15 protein-coding genes are annotated in these 17,567 nt (G+C 66.8%); 5 read left to right on the plus strand and 10 right to left on the minus strand.

What is annotated here, in order from left to right; all coding sequences use genetic code 11:
- Positions 1-3: 3 nt before the first annotated feature.
- From AC1C2M_RS15335 to AC1C2M_RS15345, 3 genes are all read right to left on the minus strand, one after another.
- Entirely contained in the window at positions 4-645 is a 642-nt protein-coding gene (locus AC1C2M_RS15335; protein ID WP_495437462.1) for a DedA family protein, read from the minus strand.
- 157 nt (positions 646-802) lie between these two features.
- The gene (locus AC1C2M_RS15340) at positions 803-1,087 is read right to left on the minus strand and encodes a Fe-S cluster assembly protein HesB (protein WP_483405981.1); all 285 of its coding nucleotides are present in this window, start codon (positions 1,085-1,087) and stop codon (positions 803-805) included.
- A 159-nt stretch (positions 1,088-1,246) separates the two neighbouring features.
- Entirely contained in the window at positions 1,247-1,522 is a 276-nt protein-coding gene (locus AC1C2M_RS15345; protein WP_483405980.1) for a GlsB/YeaQ/YmgE family stress response membrane protein, read from the minus strand.
- 372 nt (positions 1,523-1,894) lie between these two features.
- On the opposite strand from AC1C2M_RS15345, the gene AC1C2M_RS15350 reads away from it, so the two are divergent.
- Positions 1,895-4,162 (plus strand): DEAD/DEAH box helicase, encoded by a 2,268-nt coding sequence (locus AC1C2M_RS15350; protein WP_495437464.1) that lies wholly within the window; start codon positions 1,895-1,897, stop codon positions 4,160-4,162.
- 104 nt (positions 4,163-4,266) lie between these two features.
- Here AC1C2M_RS15350 and AC1C2M_RS15355 read toward each other — a convergent pair whose 3' ends face one another.
- From AC1C2M_RS15355 to AC1C2M_RS15385, 7 genes are all read right to left on the minus strand, one after another.
- Complete coding sequence (locus tag AC1C2M_RS15355) at positions 4,267-5,364, minus strand: Rv2578c family radical SAM protein (protein WP_495437466.1); 1,098 nt, start codon at positions 5,362-5,364, stop codon at positions 4,267-4,269.
- 158 nt (positions 5,365-5,522) lie between these two features.
- On the minus strand, positions 5,523-6,332 hold the full coding sequence (locus AC1C2M_RS15360; RefSeq protein WP_495437468.1) for an energy-coupling factor transporter transmembrane component T family protein: 810 nt from the start codon (positions 6,330-6,332) through the stop codon (positions 5,523-5,525).
- A complete protein-coding gene (locus tag AC1C2M_RS15365) occupies positions 6,329-8,059 on the minus strand; it encodes an ABC transporter ATP-binding protein (RefSeq protein ID WP_495437469.1) in 1,731 nt (576 codons plus the stop codon). The genes AC1C2M_RS15360 and AC1C2M_RS15365 overlap by 4 nt, the downstream gene beginning before the upstream one ends.
- Before the next feature lie 8 nt (positions 8,060-8,067).
- Positions 8,068-8,667 carry an ECF transporter S component gene (locus AC1C2M_RS15370; protein ID WP_495437470.1) on the minus strand — a complete coding sequence of 200 codons (600 nt, stop codon included), beginning with the start codon at positions 8,665-8,667 and terminating at the stop codon, positions 8,068-8,070.
- Between the two features lie 77 nt (positions 8,668-8,744).
- Positions 8,745-9,701 carry a pirin family protein gene (locus AC1C2M_RS15375; RefSeq protein WP_495437472.1) on the minus strand — a complete coding sequence of 319 codons (957 nt, stop codon included), beginning with the start codon at positions 9,699-9,701 and terminating at the stop codon, positions 8,745-8,747.
- Positions 9,698-10,012, minus strand: a complete 315-nt coding sequence (locus AC1C2M_RS15380; protein ID WP_495437474.1) for a GNAT family N-acetyltransferase — start codon at positions 10,010-10,012, stop codon at positions 9,698-9,700. Before AC1C2M_RS15380 ends, AC1C2M_RS15375 begins: the two co-directional genes overlap by 4 nt.
- A gap of 138 nt (positions 10,013-10,150) precedes the next feature.
- On the minus strand, positions 10,151-11,029 hold the full coding sequence (locus AC1C2M_RS15385) for an EamA family transporter (protein WP_495437475.1): 879 nt from the start codon (positions 11,027-11,029) through the stop codon (positions 10,151-10,153).
- 125 nt (positions 11,030-11,154) lie between these two features.
- Here AC1C2M_RS15385 and AC1C2M_RS15390 point away from each other — a divergent pair, with 125 nt between their 5' ends.
- From AC1C2M_RS15390 to AC1C2M_RS15405, 4 genes are all read left to right on the plus strand, one after another.
- Complete coding sequence (locus AC1C2M_RS15390; RefSeq protein ID WP_495437477.1) at positions 11,155-11,778, plus strand: hypothetical protein; 624 nt, start codon at positions 11,155-11,157, stop codon at positions 11,776-11,778.
- Between the two features lie 205 nt (positions 11,779-11,983).
- A complete protein-coding gene (locus AC1C2M_RS15395) occupies positions 11,984-12,709 on the plus strand; it encodes a copper resistance CopC family protein (protein WP_495437478.1) in 726 nt (241 codons plus the stop codon).
- Positions 12,710-13,091: 382 nt separating this feature from the next.
- Entirely contained in the window at positions 13,092-14,948 is a 1,857-nt protein-coding gene (gene recQ / locus AC1C2M_RS15400) for a DNA helicase RecQ (protein ID WP_495437573.1), read from the plus strand.
- Between the two features lie 492 nt (positions 14,949-15,440).
- Positions 15,441-17,531 (plus strand): acyl-CoA dehydrogenase family protein, encoded by a 2,091-nt coding sequence (locus AC1C2M_RS15405; protein ID WP_495437480.1) that lies wholly within the window; start codon positions 15,441-15,443, stop codon positions 17,529-17,531.
- Positions 17,532-17,567: the final 36 nt, after the last annotated feature.

A 17,567-nucleotide genomic window follows, 5' to 3' on the forward strand; every position in this document is an offset into this window, starting at 1 on the left:
ACGTCACCGAGTCAGGACGCCGACGGTTGCAGCGCTCTGGTGCGCTGCGGTCCGCCGCCGCGTCACCGCGCTCGAGATCCGGTCGATGACAAATCCGAGTGCGATGGCGATCACGATTCCCGCCACCGCGCCGAGGAGTGGCTGGTCCTTCACCCAGTGCCCCGCGAGCAGGCCGATGAGAACCGAGTACGCCGCCCATGACACGCCGGCGAGAACCGTGAGCGGCCAGAACCGCCGGTGGGGGAACCCGGTGGCTCCCGCTGTCATGTTCACCGCGATCCTGCCGATGGGGATGTACCGTGCGGTCAGGATCAGCGCTGCCGGTCGGGAACGGATGCCGTGAGCGGCCCAGTCGAAGGCGCGGACGGTTCGCGGGTGCCGCATCCACGCGAATCGGGTGGTTCCGGCGATGCGTCCCAGCAGGTAGGCGATGTTGTCGCCGAGTGACGCCCCGACTGCGGCCACGAGGATGATCAGGATCGGGTTCGGTGCTCCGGCTGAGACGCCGATCGCGGCGGCGGCTACAACCACGGTTTCACTCGGAACCGGTGGGAAGAACCCGTCGATGACGACGACGGTGAAGACGACCGCATAGACCCACGGCGAGGCGGCGGTCGAGAGAAGAGCATCGGTGAGAAAGTCCATGACAGCCGTTTCGATCGCGGCGTCGCAGAAGTGCGGCACCGTTTTCGAGGCTACGAAGGCCTGACGGTCGCGGCATCCTCCTCAGGTATTGGGTGACGTCACCCCAGCGGAGGAGATCCGGGAGGGCGTTATCTCGACAAACCGTGGTGGGCGAAGGTCAGGCCTGGGTGCCGATGGCGAAGCGCACGGCACCGGCCTCGTCGACCTCAGCGTCAAGAATCTTGTCGTCGAGCATGACCGCAGCGTTCTCGTCGACAAAGATGCGGGCGCCGCTCGACTCGACGACGGCATCCGTCGGTTCAGGTGCCGTGGCGACCGCGACGGAAAGGTCGGTCGACGACGGTTCCGGGCTGGTGATCCGAAGGCCAGCATCCTCGGTCCCCGCGCTCTGGAGCGTGATGGTCTTAACGATGGTGCTTGCGTTATCGGTGAGGGTGAGCATGAGCGTCCTTTGCGATCGGCGGTGAGGAGTGTCCCACCCTTCCGAACCTGTCGGCCGACCTCAAGCTGGAGCCCGGCATTCACACGAAAGACGGAGGTCGGAAACGACGAATGCCTCCCCGCCGCGAGGCGAGGAGGCATTCGTTTGGTTCGTGGACCGTTAGGCCCGGCTGCCGCTGCGCGAGTTGCGCGTGACGAGGCCGTAGATCAGGAGCACGACGATGGAGCCGACGATGGCGGTGAGCCAGGTCGAGATGCTCCAGAACTCGTTCATGTCGATGCCGAACAGCAGGCCACCGAGCCAGCCGCCCAGAAGTGCGCCCACGACACCGAGAAGCAGTGTGATGAGCCAGCCGCCGCCCTGTCTGCCAGGAAGAATGGCCTTTGCGATTGCGCCAGCAATCAGACCGAGAAGAAGAAATGCCAGGAAGCTCAAGGCTCCACCTCCATTTGTCCGATGGATCTCCGTTGCCGGAGTCCCGTTGAACCCGCCCGGTTAGGCTGGTGTAACTCGAGAGTACCGCGTTCGGTGTTTATCTGGGGAATTGCCGCAAAGTCATTGCGAAATAGAGAAAAGTACGTGACAATTCCGCCTTTGTGCCGTAATGTAGCCAAGTCGGCTCTGGACACCGTGGATGTACCGCGGAAGGGTTTGTAAGTCTGGTGGGCCGGTTATACATCGCGAAAACGCGACTTGTATTCACTTTGATGTGAAACGGTCCCGGCCATCGACTGCCCGGGTATATGAATGCCGCAGCTCTGCTGTGCGCTTCTCGATTCATGCATGAACTAAAACCCGGAAAGTACTATGCCCAAGAACAATAAACCCGCTGGCGGCCGCCCCGCCCGCAACTTCGACCCGAGCTACGCCCGTAAGAGCGGCGGCCCGGCAGGAACCACAGCTGGCAGCAGGAGCCCGGGACACCGCGGATACCGCGCCGCAGAATCCGACGCACCGAAGAAGGCCCGCTGGAACGCCGACGAGCGCGCCCAGCGTCGTCACTCCGACGAGCCGCGCGAACAGCGCGCTCCCCGCGACGACCGTTACGACGGTGGCGCCCAGCCGCAGCGCGGCGAGCGACCCGCGTACAACCGCGGTGAGAACCGCACCGAGCGCCCGGCCTACGGCCGCGATGACCGTGCTCCCCGCGATGACCGTGCACCCCGCGGCGACCGCAGCGAGCGTCCCTCGTACGGCCGTGACGACCGCGCCCCGCGCGGCAACGGTGAACGTCCCGCGTACAACCGTGGCGAGAACCGCACCGAGCGCCCCGCGTACAACCGTGGCGAGAACCGGACCGAGCGTCCCTCCTACGGCCGCGACGACCGCGCGCCCCGCAGCAATGGTGAGCGTCCCGCGTACAACCGTGGCGAGAACCGCACGGAGCGTCCCGCGTACAACCGTGGTGAAGGCCGCACCGAGCGCCCCGCGTACAACCGCGACGACCGTGCACCTCGCGGTGACCGCGCCGAGCGCCCCTCGTACAACGACCGCGCCCCGCGCGGCAACGGTGAGCGCCCCGCGTACAACCGTGGTGAGAACCGCACCGAGCGTCCGGCGTACAACCGTGGCGAGAACCGCACGGAGCGTCCGTCATACAACCGCGAAGACCGCGCTCCCCGTAGCGACCGCTCTGAGCGCCCCGCGTACAACAACGACCGCCCGTTCACGCGTGGCGAGCGCATCGAGCGTCCGTCGACGCGTCGCATCTCTGCGGGCCGCGACGACCGCGCACCGCGCCGCGACAACAACTTCGACCGTCCCCGCGACGCCGGAGCAGACAAGAACTTTTACCCGAACCGCGACGCCAAGGGAAACTTCACCCCCGAAGACGACGTCGTGCTCGAGCGCCTCGAGGCACAGGCCACGCTGGCCGTTGACGTCGAGGGCATTTCGTTCACCGACCTTGGCCTCGGTGGCAACATCGTCGCCGCTCTCGCTGAACTCGGCGCACCGAGCCCGTTCCCGATCCAGGCAGCAACCATCCCCGACGTCATCGCCGGCAAGGATGTCCTCGGCCGCGGTCGCACCGGATCAGGCAAGACCATCGCCTTCGGCGCACCGCTCGTCGAGAAGCTCATGGAAAACGGCGGAGGCAAGAAGCGTGCCATGGGTCGCAAGCCCCGCGCGCTGATCCTCGCACCGACCCGTGAACTCGCGCTGCAGATCGACCGCACAGTGCAGCCGATCGCCCGCAGCGTCGGCCTCTTCACCACGCAGATCTACGGCGGAGTGCCGCAGGGCCGCCAGGTTGGCGCTCTCCAGCGTGGCGTCGACATCATCGTCGGCACCCCGGGCCGGATCGAAGACCTCATCGAGCAGGGACGCCTCGACCTCTCCGAAGTGACCATCACGGTCCTCGACGAGGCCGACCACATGTGCGACCTCGGCTTCCTCGAGCCTGTGCAGCGCATCCTGCGCCGCACGGCAAATGGTGGCCAGAAGCTGCTCTTCTCGGCAACCCTCGACAAGGGTGTTGCCTCGCTCGTCAAGGAGTTCCTGCCGTCCCCCGCCGTGCACGAGGTTGCCGGCGAAGACCAGGCCTCAGCGACGATCGACCACCGCGTTCTCGTGGTCGAGCACCGCGACAAGGACCGCATCATCGAGGAACTCGCGAACCGCAACGAGAAGACACTGATCTTCTCGCGCACCCGGGCATACGCCGAGCGTCTCGCTGACCAGCTGGAGGATGCAGGCATCCGTGCAGTGTCCCTCCACGGTGACCTGAACCAGGCCCGCCGTACCCGCAACCTCGCGCAGCTCACCTCAGGTCGAGTGAACGTGCTCGTTGCAACCGACGTCGCGGCTCGTGGCATCCACGTTGACGACATCACCCTCGTCATCCAGGCCGACGCGCCCGACGAGTACAAGACGTACCTCCACCGTTCGGGCCGTACGGGCCGCGCGGGCAAGGTCGGTACCGTCGTCACGATCATCCCGAAGGCGCGCCAGCGTCGCATGACCGACCTGCTCGGTCGCGCCGAGATCGAGGCTGACTACGTTCAGGCTCGCCCCGGTGACGAGATCATCGAGGAGCTCGCCGGTCGCATGACCAACAAGAAGCTCACCGCCTAACAGCTGAGCCGCCAGAACACCCGTTCCGGTCGAGACCACCCGTTCGCACGTGTGTTCTCGACCGGAACGGGTGTTTTCGTGTACCTGGTCGCCGATGCGGCCTCTCAGAACAACATCGGCTGTTCGGTCGACGGCAGGATGCGCGCGCCTGTCGAACCGTCATCACTCGTGAACGCGGGCCGCTCTCCGGCGTCGTTTCGCAGCATCCCGAGCGCTTTCGATCGGATGCCGCCCGTCGCCGGATCTTCACGGCCGCGTTCGAGCCCGTGGGCGCGGATCAACGGCGAAATGCGTGCGGCGAGCCAGGTGCGGTACTCCTTCGGCGCGTACTGCCCGCGGGCGTAAAGTGCTGTGTACTTCGGGACAAGTTCGGGATGCTGCCGCTCGAGCCAGTGCATGAACCACGGCTTCACTCCCGGTTTGAGGTACAACGAGGTGAAGAGCACGCTCGTTCCTCCCGCCGCCTTCACCTGCCGCAGTGCCTCGTCGAGGTGGGCCTTCGTGTCGGTGAGGTACGGCAGGATCGGCATCAGGAACACGCTGCAGTCGAGCCCTGCGTTGCGCACCGCGGTGACGGTGGCGAGTCTCGCCTTCGCCGACGGTGTGCCCGGCTCGATCGACTTCTGCAGCTCGTCGTCGTAGATGGCGATCGACATGGCGAGGTCGACGGGCACGGTCTGGGCGACCTCGGCGAGCAGCGGGATGTCGCGGCGGAGCAGCGTGCCCTTGGTGAGGATCGACAGCGGTGTGCCGGAGTTCGCCAGCGCGGTAATGATGCCCGGCATGAGGGAGTACTTGCCCTCTGCGCGCTGGTACGGGTCGGTGTTGGTGCCGAGCGCGACGGGGTACTTGCCCCAGCTCGGCTTGGCGACCTCCTTCGCGAGCACGTCGGCGACGTTGATCTTCACGACGACTTGGTTGTCGAAGTCGTCGCCGGCGTTGAAGTCGAGGTAGCTGTGGGTGGGGCGGGCGAAGCAGTAAACGCACGCATGACTGCAGCCACGGTAGGGGTTGATGGTCCAGCCGAACGGCATCTGCGACTGCCGCGGGATCTTATTGAGCGCTGACTTCGCGAGGACCTCGTGGAACGTCACTCCGGCGAACTCCGGCGTCTGCACGCTGCGCACGAGGTTGTTGAGCTTGGCGAGGCCCGGGAGCGCCGAGGGCTCCTCGGTGCCGAGCTGCTGGCCATCCCACCTCATGCACTCTATTAGAACATGGATTCGAGAATAGCGGGCTATCTGTGGAGTGAAAGTGCGCGAGCGCGTTCTATGTGCGCCAACCGCTGCAGATCCATGCCCGCGCTACAGAAGCTTCTGCAGCGTAAGCATGGAAGTGGAGCGCTCGGTGAAGCCGACCGCTAGAGCAGAGTCCCGGCCACGAGAAGGAGGCCCGCGCCAACCGCCCAGAACAGCACGACGAACGCCCAGTCCCGGGCCCGGAACGGCACGAGGTACCGCTCCGTCCGTGACGAGTGCGCCCCGAACGCCCGCGCGTCCATGGCCAGGGCAACCCGCTCGGCGTGACGGATAGCCCCGACGAGCAGCGGCACGATGTAGCCGAGACCGCGACGGATGCCGGCGAGCGGCCCCCTGCCGCCTGACACTCCGCGAACGCGGTGCGCCCGTCTGATCTGCTCGAGTTCCAGCCGGAACCGGGGCACGAACCGATAGGCGGCGAGTGCCGTGTACCCGATGCGATAGGGCACGTGCAGCTGCTGCACCAGCGCCCGCACCAGATCGGGTCCCGTCATCGTGAGCCCGGCGATCAGCGCGAGCGACATCAGCGCCCCGAGTCGGAGTGCCGTGGCCAGCCCGATCAGCCAGGCCCCGAGATAGAAGCGGTACTCGCCGAGCTGGAACAGGAGCGGCGTGTCGTCGACGCGCGCGGCATCCGTCCACAGCCCAAAACTGAGCGACAGCACCGCGACAATCGCCGGCAGGCCGAGCCAGAGCGCAACCGCGAGCCGGGCACTGAGTTTTGCCCCGACGCTGAGAAGCAGAAGCGCAAGCAGGATAAAGACGAGCGGAGTCGCAATATCGCGCACGAACAGCAGGTAGACCATGAACGGCAGTGGCCCCGCGATCTTCGCCAGCGGGTTGAGCCTGTGCAGAAAATGACGGGCCGTCACACCTCGCCGTACGGAGTAAGGGTCGAGCGCCGCCGTCACGTGAGGCTCCCCGGGAGGTCAGCGACCCGCGAGAGTGACATCCACGACGGATGCCGCGTCACGCCCCGCATCGCCCGCGCGAGTGGGGGAAGAATGAGCCCGGCCATCGAGAGCAGTTCGCCGTCACCCAGGATCTCAGCGGCCGGCCCGAACGCCAGCAGCCGCCCGTCGTGCATCACAGCGACGTGGCTCGCATACTCCGCAACCAGCTGGAGGTCGTGGGTCACGGTGATCACCGTCGTCCCCGAGCGGTGCAGGTCCCGAAGCAGGGTGAGCAACTCGTTCGCCCGCTGGCGATCCTGGCCAAACGTCGGTTCGTCGAGGACGAGAACCGGGGCGCCGGTGATGAGCGCCGTGCCGACCGAGAGCCTGCGCTTCTGCCCGCCGGAGAGAAGGAACGGGTGGGCGTCGCGGTGCTTTTTCAGTCCGAACCGCTCGAGCATCGCTGTCACTCGCGCCTCGATCTCATCCGCGTTCAGCCCGCCGCCAGAGCGTCCGCGGCGCACCCGCAGCCCGTGGGCGAGTTCGTCGAACACCGTGTTCTCGATGAACTGGTGCTCGGGGTTCTGGAAGACGAAACCGACGTGGTCCGCCAGCATCCGCGCGTCACTCGTCGCCGGATCAAGATCGCCGACGCGGACCCGCCCTTTCGGCGGCGGAACGACTCCGGCAAGAGCCTGCACGAGCGTGGTCTTGCCCGCTCCGTTGGCGCCGATCACCGTGACGAAATCACCCCGGCCGATCTCGAGCGACACGTCACGGATGATCGGCGTGCGGCCGCGGGTCACGGTGAGACCGCGAACGCTCACGGCCGCGTCCCTCGGAACGACGGCCGGCTCGGGCGTGCGTTCGGCGAGAGGGGGAAGAGAACGGATGCCGTTGAGCGCGTCCGTCAGCTCGGCCGGGGTGAGCGGGAGTGGATCGAGTACCACTCCGGCGCTCCTCAACCGCAGCGCGGCCAGGGTGGCGACGGGCAGCCAGACCCCGAGTTTCGCGACCTCGTCCGCGGCCCCGGCGAGCACGGTTCTCGGGTCGCCCTGGAACGCGAGTTTCCCGGTGCCGTCGAGGACGATGACCCGGTCGACGAGGTCCATGGCCGCGTCGAGGTTGTGCTCGATGAGGACGACCGCGTGGGTCCCCGCCGCTGCGATTTCGCGGAGGACCGCGTAGACATCGGCAATTCCGGTCGGGTCCAGGTTGGCGGTCGGCTCGTCGAGTACGAGTACCCCGGTGCCCATCGCGAGGGCGCAGGCGATGGCGAGTCGTTGCTTGCCACCGCCCGACAACAGGTCGGGGTTGTCGAGACGCCTTTCCCACAGTCCGACGGCATTCAGTGCGCGTTCGGCTCGCTCGAGCACCTCGGCGACGGGGAGAAGGAGGTTTTCCGGGCCAAAGCAGACCTCGTCGAACACCGTGCCGGTGACGAGCTGAGAATCGGGGTCCTGGAAGACCATCGCGACGTCCTGCGACAACCGCGACACCGTGGCATCCGCCGTTCGGATGCCGTTGACCGTGACGGTTCCGGAGAGCGTCCCGGCGACCGCGTGCGGGACGAGGCCGTTGAGTGACAGGGCGAGTGTCGACTTGCCGCAACCCGACGGGCCGAGGAGCAGGACGACTTCTCCCGTGCGAACGTCGAAGCTCACACCGTTGGGGGTGTCGTCTGCGCTCCCGGCATAGCGGATCCGCACATCGTCGAGCCGCAGCGCGGCGGTGTGATCCGGCATTCAGCTGGTCACGCGGAGGTCACTGGTGCGTTGGCCGAATCCGGGACGTGTGGCCTGCGGTCGACCTCACGCTGCAGCCCCCGCGCCACCCCGGTCTTGTCGATTCGGCTGGCGATGACCCGCCCGAGCCAGGTGAAGATAATCGGGCTCACGGCGAACAGGCCGAAGTACACGACACTGAGGCCCGCGCTGAACTGTTCGGCGCCGATGGCCAGATAGACCCCGGCGCCGAAGATGATCCCGGCGATCGCCGCAGCGAGGTAGAAGACCCAGGCCCGCCAGTACCGGTAGCGGCTGACGAGGAACGGCAGTTCCTGCAGCAGCCCGATCGCAAGGCCGGCGCCGAGGTAGCGAAGGAACCACTGGGGGCTGAAGGCCGCGGCAATGAGCCCGGCGAAGAGACCGGTGAGCAGCGCGACTCCGCCGCGTCGAAGGAGTGACTGTGCGACAACGCCGGGGAGGAAGTACACGCCGACAAGCGAACCGTAGAGAACCGGGATAGTCGCAGACATGAGCCCGTTGAGATAGCCGCTGACCACAAAAACGAGGCCACCGGCGACGCCGATGGCTGCGCAGGTGAGCAGGAGGCGGGTGCTCGCGTTTCGCATGTCGATCTCGGTTTCGGGTGAGCTGGTTCAGGGGTGAGGTAACCCTAAGTTTAGTGCGTGTCGTCTGGGAGTCGCGCTCAGGATTGTCGGCGACGCGGCGTCAATCGCACTCCTGGCAACGGCGGTGCCGGGATCCGTTCACCACCGTGGCCACCAACCGAACCAAAACGGATGCTGCGCGATTCCCACGCGTCCCGCGCGCTCACGATCTCCTCGTGGCTCCGTGCCACGAAGTTCCACCACATGATGAGTTCCTCCGCGAACGGCAGGCCTCCGAGCAGGACGAACCGGCATCCGTCCGGGCTCGCGATGTCGAGCGATTCACGCTCCGTGCCGAGGTAGAGGAGCGGCCCGCGCGTGAGCGATTCTCCGGCCACCTCGAGAGTGCCCGAGAGCACCATGACCGCGTACTCGTAGTGCCCTTCGAGCGGGAGCGTGACGCGCGCACCAGCGTCGATCACGGCATCCGCCCCGACCAGTGGCGTGAACACGGTTGCCTCCGAGACGACGTCGCCGAGCCTTCCGACGAGGACGCTCGCGGTGAGGCCTTCCGCGCGGTAAACCGGAAGCTCGGTATGGCGCTCGAAGAACGGATCGATGTCGGCGACGTCGCGGGGGAGCGCCACCCACAACTGGAGGCCCCGAAGCGGGCTGCCGACGGGGCCGAGCGAGAACTCGGAGTGGGAGATGCCGTACCCGCTCGTCATGATGTTGAGTTCGCCCGGCTCGACGGCGACGTCGCTGCCGACGCTGTCACGGTGACGGATGCTGCCTTCGACGGGCCAGGTCACCGTCTGCAGTCCGGTGTGCGGGTGCGGCAGCACCTTCATCCCGACCTCTTCGTCGTCGAACCTGTCGAGGAAGCACCACGCGCCGACCATGGGCAGCGCGCGCTGGGGGAGCGACCGGTGCACGACGATCCCACGGATTCCTCCGAGCGGGACCTTGCGGGACTCGAGCCGGCGCGTCGTCTGCCCCGTCGCACCGGGGCGCGAGCTGAGCGACTCGCTCACCGGCTGGTCGAGTCGCGTCATTGCTGGACTGGTTCCCAGTCGACGGTGCCCTCGAACTCGGGATGACGCTTCAGCCAGGACTGAACGAACGGGCAGAAGGGGACGATCGTCTCGCCGCGAGTGGAGGCGTCCTCAAGGGCGCTCCGCACGAGGGTGGAGCCAAGGCCCATCCCCTCGAACTCCGGCTGTATGAGCGTGTGAGTGAAGGCCAGTCGGCCGGGGTTCTGGCGGAATGCGACGAAACCGGCCAGCGAGCCACCGACCCGGATCTCATACCTCGACTCGTCGTCGTTCCTCGTGACGCTGGTGGTCTGGTCGGCATCATCAGCCACAGGTTCCTGCTTTCTCACGAACGACGGAAGGGTTCACTCCAACCTATTCCTGTCGTCGTCGGGGCGCGAGTGGATTGCCTCATCCGGTCCGGTCCGGTTCGGTCACGGCACGGCCGGGCGGCACGGCCACGGTCACGGTCAGGCGAGAGCGAGCATTCCTGCTGCGACGAGCGCGAGCACGAGTCCGAGCCACTGCACGGGGGCGATCCGTTCCCTGAGCACCACGGCGGCAAGAAGGATGGTGCCTGCGGGATACATCGCCGTGAGCACGCTCATCACCGAGAGATCACCGATCCGGATGCCGATGAGCAGCAGCGTATTGGCGAGCGCGTCGACGATGCCACACGCGATGGCGAGGCCCAGGCCCTGGCGCCACCCGGTCCGCGCTGGTGCGGAGGGGCGCCGACCGCGACCGGGGTTTCTGGTACGCAGCCAGACCAGGAACACGGCGGTGAACATCAACGCGGCGTTCACGGCCCGGTTCATCACGAGTGGGACGACCCCGGAATCCTCGGGCGTCTGGTCGATGAGGATGATGAACGCGCCGATCATCGCGCCGGAGCCGATCGCCATCAGCACACCACGGATGCTCGGTCGCACCGCGCCCTTTTCGGGAACAAAACCGACCAGGATGACGGCGACGAGCGCGAGTCCGAGAGCGAAGAATCCGAGGACGCCGAACTCGTCGCCCGTGGCCAGCCCCCAGGTCATCGGCACTATCGCCGACACGACGGCGGTGAGCGGTGACAGGATCGACATCGGCCCGATCGCGAGGCAGGCGTAGAGCAGCGAGATGGCGATGGCACCGGTGACGCCGGACAGCCCTCCCCACAGCACGGCTTCCGCCGACCAGCGCCCGAAGCCGAGAGGCAGTACGGCGAGGAGAACGACAAGACCGGACACCGCCGCGAGCGCTGTGACCCTGAGCGGGCTGATTCGCTTCGACGCGAGGCCGCCGAGGAAGTCGGCCGCGCCATAGACGAGAGCGCCGAACAGGCCGATGACCGCGGTGAGCATGACGAAAGCGTAGTTGACCTGCCACAGCCGGGCGCCCGCCGCGGTCCCGGGAGCCCCTGTGCCCGGCGGGCAACGTACAGTGGAGGGAGGGCCAGTCAGCCCACACTCCCGCGGGAAGGACGATCATGCGCGCTCGGCGGACCCGCGTGCTCCGCGGCCTTCTCGCGGCCGCACTGGCCACCTTCGCCGCCGCGCTCTCCCACACGATTTCCGGCGACTCTGCTCCCGGCATCTTCGCGCTCGCCGTGGCATCCGTCCTCGCCGTATTCGTGTGCATCACCCTCGCCGGTCGAGCGCTTTCGCCCTGGCGTCTCGCGGTTTCGGTCGTGCTCAGCCAGCTGGGTTACCACCTCCTCTTCGCGCTCGCGCCAGCCACGACGGGCACCGCGACGACGGGCACAGCGTCCAGCGCGGGGCACCACCCCGGAATGGTTCTGCTGTCGACGGATGCCGTGACCCACGCCCACGCGACGCCCGCCGCGGCCATGTGGCTCGGTCACGCGCTCGCCGCCGGTGTCACGATTGTGGCCCTGGTTCGCGGCGAGCGAGTGCTCGTTGCTCTGTCCGAGACCCTCCGGATGGGCGTTCGGGCGCTCATCATCGCCCGTGTCGTCCCTATTGGCGGCGGCGGGGTTCGCACCGCGGTCGACTGGCTGCCCGTGCTGATTGCCCGTCAGCGCGTGCTGCTCTCAGCCATGCGCCATCGCGGGCCTCCCGCACCCGTTCGCCGGACCCGCTCGTTCGCCTGACAACGGAGGGGACTTGCCCTCCCCGACGGGGAGCATCCGTTCGGCACACCCGCAGACCATTTTCTTTCGCCGACCGCCGCTTTGCGCGCCGGTCGCACCTCAACGAATTTCGGAACTCATGAATCGAACTCACACAGTCCACCCAGGCACACAGCTGGCCCACGCGCAGGGGCAACCCGCGCCCAGAGCATGGAAGGTTGGGCAGATGCGTATTCGCCGCCTTCTTGGACTCTCGACACTCGCCGGGCTGCTCGCGGTTGCCGGCCTCGGCCTCGCCGGGGCGCCCGCGCATGCGCACAACGCGCTGGTCTCCTCGACACCCGCTGCCGATTCCGTCGTGACGGAGCAGCCGGGTACATTCTCGGTCACCACCAACGACGCCATCCTCGAGGCGGGCGGCACGTCGAATGCCATCCAGGTTCGCGGCCCTGGTGCCGAGACCCTCTACTACGGTGACGGTTGCATGACCGTTTCGGGCAGCACGCTCAATACCCCGGTGCAGCTCGGCCAGCCGGGCGACTACACGGTCCTCTGGCAGGTGGTGTCCGCTGACGGGCATCCGATCTCGGGAGAATTCACGTTCACCTGGCAGCCGGCATCCGGCCAGGAACTCGCGGCGGGAGTGCCAGCCGTGCCGATGTGCGGGCAGGCCCAGGCGCCGGTTGAATCGGCCTCGCCGGAGCCGGAGCCGAGGTTCACCACCCAGGCAACAGACACCGCCTCCCCGTCGGGTCCGATCGAGTCTGAAGACACGACCGCCGCGCCGAACGACTTCCTCTGGATCGGCGGGGCGCTCGCCGTTCTCGTGATCGCGGCAGTGGTTGCCGTCGTCCTGGTGCGGCGAAAGAAGGGTCCGCCAGCTGGCCCCGGTGCCGACGAGGCTGGCGAAGCTGACGCGGCTGACGCTTCTTCGCCACGGGACCCGCGCTAGCGAGGGCCCAGCGCTCGACGGCGCCCGGCGCCGAGCGCTGCACATGCATGCGGGCGCTGCAGAAGTATCTGTAGCGCCGGCATGGGACTGCAGCGGTGGCGGTTCGCCAGCCGTGGGGCACCTCCCGCGATTACCGAGCGCTGCACATGCATGCGGGCGCTGCAGAAGTATCTGTAGCGTCCGCATGGGACTGCAGCGGTGGGGGTTCGCCAGCCGTGGGACACCCCCCGCGATTACCGAGCGCTGCACATGCATGCGGGCGCTGCAGAAGTATCTGTAGCGCCCGCATGGGACTGCAGCGGTGGCGGTTCGCCAGCCGTGGGACGCCTCCCGCGATTAACCGTTGTCAGCGGCAGCGGCTATCGTTTGCGAGGTGACAAACGTGCTGCCAGAAGCGTCAAAGGCCCCCACCGCAGCCGACGTGCTGCACTCGGTCTTCGGCTTCGACTCTTTCCGTGGTGAGCAGCAGGCGATCGTCGACCAGGTCATCGCCGGCGGTGACGCCGTGGTGCTCATGCCCACCGGCGGCGGCAAGAGCCTCTGCTACCAGGTGCCCTCACTCGTGCGCGACGGCACTGGCATCGTCGTGTCGCCGCTCATCGCCCTCATGCAGGACCAGGTCGACGCACTTCTGGCCGTCGGCGTCCGGGCAGCCTTTCTCAATTCGACCCAGGACTCGGTCGAGCGTGACCGCGTCGAGCAGGCGTACCTCGCCGGACAACTCGATCTGCTCTATGTCGCCCCCGAGCGACTGAGCTCGGAGGCCACCAAGCGGTTCCTCGCGAACGGCAAGATCGCGCTCTTCGCCATCGACGAGGCCCACTGTGTATCGCAGTGGGGCCACGACTTCCGCCCCGACTATCTCGCCCTCGGCGAGCTGGCCGAGCGCTGGCCTGACGTGCCGCGGATCGCGCTCACGGCAACGGCGACGGATGCCACGCACCGCGAAATCACCGAACGCCTGCACCTGCAGAACGCCGCGCACTTCGTCGCGAGCTTCGACCGGCCCAACATCCAGTACCGCATCGTGCCGAAGAACGAGCCGCGCAAGCAGCTCGTCGATTTCATCTCCAAAGAAGGAGCGGGCGAGGCCGGCATCGTTTACGCGCTCAGCCGCAACACTGTGGAGAAGACCGCGGCCCACCTGCAGGCACACGGCATTCACGCGCTGCCGTACCACGCGGGCCTCGATGCATCGGTTCGCCAGAAAACGCAGGCCAGGTTCCTCCGCGAGGACGGCATCGTCATCGTCGCGACCATCGCTTTCGGAATGGGCATCGACAAGCCCGACGTGAGGTTCGTCGCCCACATCGACCTGCCGAAGAGCGTCGAGGGGTACTACCAGGAGACCGGTCGCGCCGGCCGTGACGGAGAACCCTCCATCGCATGGCTCGCCTACGGGCTGCAGGACGTGGTGCAGCAACGCCGCATGATCGACGAGTCACCCGGCGACCTCGCCCACCGCAGGCGCATGTCCGCACACCTCGACGCGATGCTCGCACTGTGCGAAACGGTCGAGTGCCGCCGCACCAACCTGCTGAGCTACTTCGGCCAGCCGTCAGAGCCATGCGGCAACTGCGACACCTGCCTGGATCCGCCCCAGGTCTGGGACGGAACGATTCCGGCACAGAAGCTGCTCTCCACGATCGTCCGGCTCAAGCGCGAGCGGAACCAGGAGTTCGGTGCCGGCCACCTCATCGACATCCTCCGCGGAAAGACCACACCGCGCACCACTCAGTGGAAACACGAGTCGATAGCGACGTGGGGAATCGGGCAGGACCTCAGCGAGCAGCAGTGGCGTGGCGTCATCCGGCAGCTCCTGGCCAAGCGCCTGCTCGCAACGCGCGGTGAATACGGCACCCTCGGTCTCACCGACGACAGCGCATCGGTGCTCTCCGGCACCCAGCAGGTGCCCATGCGCACCGAGCCGGAGCGGCGAGCGTCCGCCAGCAAGGCGCGCCGACAGGCGGCATCCGACCTCGCCCCCCAGGATGTCGAGCTCTTCGAGGCGCTCCGCGCGTGGCGCGCGGCGACGGCGAAGCAGCAGGGTGTGCCCGCGTACATCGTCTTCGGCGATGCAACGCTGCGCGCCATCGCCGCCGCGCGACCCGATTCCTTCGATGCGCTCGCGACGATCACCGGTATCGGCGAGAAGAAGCGGGCCACCTACGGGCAGCCGTTGCTCGACGTCGTTGCGGGCCGTGAACCCGCCGAGCCTCAGGAACTGTCGACTCCTTAGCTGTCGACTTCTGAAATCGCTACCCCTCATCTCACAGCCGTTAACGCACTCAAGCGCCGGGCCCGGGGCACAGCGCTTGAGTGAGAAAGAGTATTCGGCTGCTTAGCCCTTGCGAGCCTTGTCTTCGCGCTTCGCCGACTTGTCGGCGCGCTTCTCCTTCAGTGACTTCGCTGGTTCTTTCTTAGCGGAGTTTTTCTGGGGTGATTTGCTTGGCATGAGTGCTCCTTCGACCTGCCAGCCGCGTCGGCTGTGTCTCTTGACCATACGCTGTATCCGCGCGAAGGGCACGTCTGCGATCGCTCGACGGAATCTCGCGCTGCACCTTGTGGGGTCTGAATGAGGAATCACCCCCCTGACTGTAGGTTTCCACAGCGTGAGTGTGGGGCCTGTTCTCTCCAGTTGTAGCGGTGGAACGGCATTTTTCGTATCGGCATGTGCCGCTCGTAGGTTTTATTCAGACGTACTTCAGTGCCGAAAGACAAGGACCTTCCCATGGCTGACACCACCATCCGCCCCGATGAGATTACCCGCGACGACGTGCTCGCTGACCTTCCCGCGGGTGGCCCGGACGGATCCAGGGTGAACGTGCCTGACCTCGCACACCGGTTGCTCGGTACCTGGCCGGAGCAGCGGCTGAATGCCAGGGCACTCGCCGCGCGCGAGGAGTTCCACCGCATCGAGGGTCAGAGCGTCGACGAGCACCGCGAGCGTGTCTTCGGCCAGCTCAAGCTCCTCGTCGAGAACGGCCAGGTTCACCGCGCCTTCCCCGTCGCGCTCGGCGGCAAAGACGACCACGGCGGAAACATCGCCGGGTTCGAGGAACTCGTCACCGCCGACCCGTCGCTGCAGATCAAGTCCGGTGTGCAGTGGGGCCTCTTCGGATCGGCCGTCATGCACCTCGGATCTCCCGAGCACCACGCGAAGTGGCTGCCAGGCATCATGAGCCTCGACATCCCCGGGGCGTTTGCGATGACAGAGGTCGGCCATGGCTCCGACGTCGCCTCAATCGCGACGACGGCCACCTATGACCCAGAGACGCAGGAGTTCGACATCCACACGCCGTTCCGTGCGGCCTGGAAGGACTACCTCGGCAACGCGGCGGTGCACGGGAAGGCTGCAACGCTCTTCGCCCAGCTCATCACCAACGGTGTCAATCACGGCGTTCACTGCTTCTGGGTTCCTCTCCGCGACGACGAGGGCAACTTCCTCCCCGGAATCGGCGGTGAAGACGACGGAATCAAGGGCGGGCTCAACGGCATCGACAACGGCAAGCTTCACTTCACCCACGTCCGGATCCCTCGCACGAACCTGCTCAACCGATACGGCGACGTCGCCGAGGACGGCACGTACTCGTCGCCCATCTCGAGCCCGGGTCGCCGGTTCTTCACGATGCTCGGCACCCTCGTGCAAGGGCGTGTGTCGCTTGACGGAGCCGCTGTCGCGGCATCCGCTGTCGCCCTGCAGATCGCGATCACCTACGGAAGCCAGCGGCGTCAGTTCAACGCGGCCAGCGACACGCAGGAAGAGGTCATCCTCGACTACCAGCGTCACCAGCGCCGGCTGCTGCCGAAGCTCGCCACCACCTACGCGGAGATCTTCGCCCACGACACGCTGCTCGTGAAGTTCGACGGTGTCTTCAGTGGCAAGTCCGACACCGAAGACGATCGGCAGGACCTCGAGACGCTCGCGGCCGGCCTCAAGTCGCTGTCGACCTGGCACGCACTCGACACCCTCCAGGAAGCGCGCGAAGCGTGCGGTGGCGCCGGCTTCATGGTCGGGAACCGGTTGACGAGCCTGCGCGCCGACCTCGACGTCTATGTCACCTTCGAGGGCGACAACAACGTGCTGCTTCAGCTCGTCGGCAAGCGGCTCCTCGGCGACTACGCCAAGCGGTTCAAGGGCGCTGACGCGGCGACGCTCGCCCGATTCGCGGCGGAACAGGCTCGCGGAAAGGTCGTGCACGGCACCGGACTTCGTTCTCTCGCGCAGACCGTTGCCGACTTCGGCTCGACGGCGCGGTCCGTCGGCCACCTGCAGAACGAGGCAACACAGCGCGAGCTGCTCACGGCCCGTGTCGAGGGAATGGTCGCCGGGATCGCCGGTCGGTTGCGGGCAGCGAGCAAGCTGAGCGCAACGGATGCCGCTGCGCTCTTCAACGCCAACCAGAACCAGCTCATCGAAGCGGCTCGCGCGCACACCGAGCTGCTCCAGTGGGAAGCATTCACCGAGGCACTCGCCGACGTCACCGACCCGGGAACGAAGAAGGTGCTGACCTGGCTCAGGGACCTGTTCGGACTCGGGCTGATCGAGAAAAACCTCTCCTGGTACCTGATCAACGGCAGGCTCTCCGGCCAGCGCGCCGGTGCCGTTACGGCGTACATCGACCGGCTGCTCGCGCGGCTCCGTCCGCACGCCCTCGACCTGGTCGAGGCGTTCGGGTACAGCCAGGAGCACCTCCGGGCGCCGGTAGCCTCCGGCATCGAAGCCGAGCGCCAGGACGAAGCCGCAGCCTACTTCGCTGATCTTCGCGCCTCGGGCACCGCACCCGTGCAGGAGAAGTCTCTCAAAGCGAAGAAGAAGTAAGCGCAGACGAAGCCGCCCTTCCCGACCGGGGAGGGC

The organism is Mycetocola sp. Y444 (assembly GCF_059445295.1).

Excerpts from the sequence above, each read along its gene's own strand:
- AC1C2M_RS15390 (WP_495437477.1), top strand. The coding sequence starts at position 11,155 with ATGCGCGCTCGGCGGACCCGCGTGCTCCGCGGCCTTCTCGCGGCCGCA.
- AC1C2M_RS15335 (WP_495437462.1), bottom strand. The coding sequence starts at position 645 with ATGGACTTTCTCACCGATGCTCTTCTCTCGACCGCCGCCTCGCCGTGG.
- AC1C2M_RS15405 (WP_495437480.1), top strand. The coding sequence starts at position 15,441 with ATGGCTGACACCACCATCCGCCCCGATGAGATTACCCGCGACGACGTG.
- AC1C2M_RS15355 (WP_495437466.1), bottom strand. The coding sequence starts at position 5,364 with ATGAGGTGGGATGGCCAGCAGCTCGGCACCGAGGAGCCCTCGGCGCTC.
- AC1C2M_RS15385 (WP_495437475.1), bottom strand. The coding sequence starts at position 11,029 with ATGCTCACCGCGGTCATCGGCCTGTTCGGCGCTCTCGTCTATGGCGCG.
- AC1C2M_RS15365 (WP_495437469.1), bottom strand. The coding sequence starts at position 8,059 with ATGCCGGATCACACCGCCGCGCTGCGGCTCGACGATGTGCGGATCCGC.
- AC1C2M_RS15350 (WP_495437464.1), top strand. The coding sequence starts at position 1,895 with ATGCCCAAGAACAATAAACCCGCTGGCGGCCGCCCCGCCCGCAACTTC.
- AC1C2M_RS15375 (WP_495437472.1), bottom strand. The coding sequence starts at position 9,701 with ATGACGCGACTCGACCAGCCGGTGAGCGAGTCGCTCAGCTCGCGCCCC.
- AC1C2M_RS15340 (WP_483405981.1), bottom strand. The coding sequence starts at position 1,087 with ATGCTCACCCTCACCGATAACGCAAGCACCATCGTTAAGACCATCACG.
- AC1C2M_RS15395 (WP_495437478.1), top strand. The coding sequence starts at position 11,984 with ATGCGTATTCGCCGCCTTCTTGGACTCTCGACACTCGCCGGGCTGCTC.
- AC1C2M_RS15370 (WP_495437470.1), bottom strand. The coding sequence starts at position 8,667 with ATGCGAAACGCGAGCACCCGCCTCCTGCTCACCTGCGCAGCCATCGGC.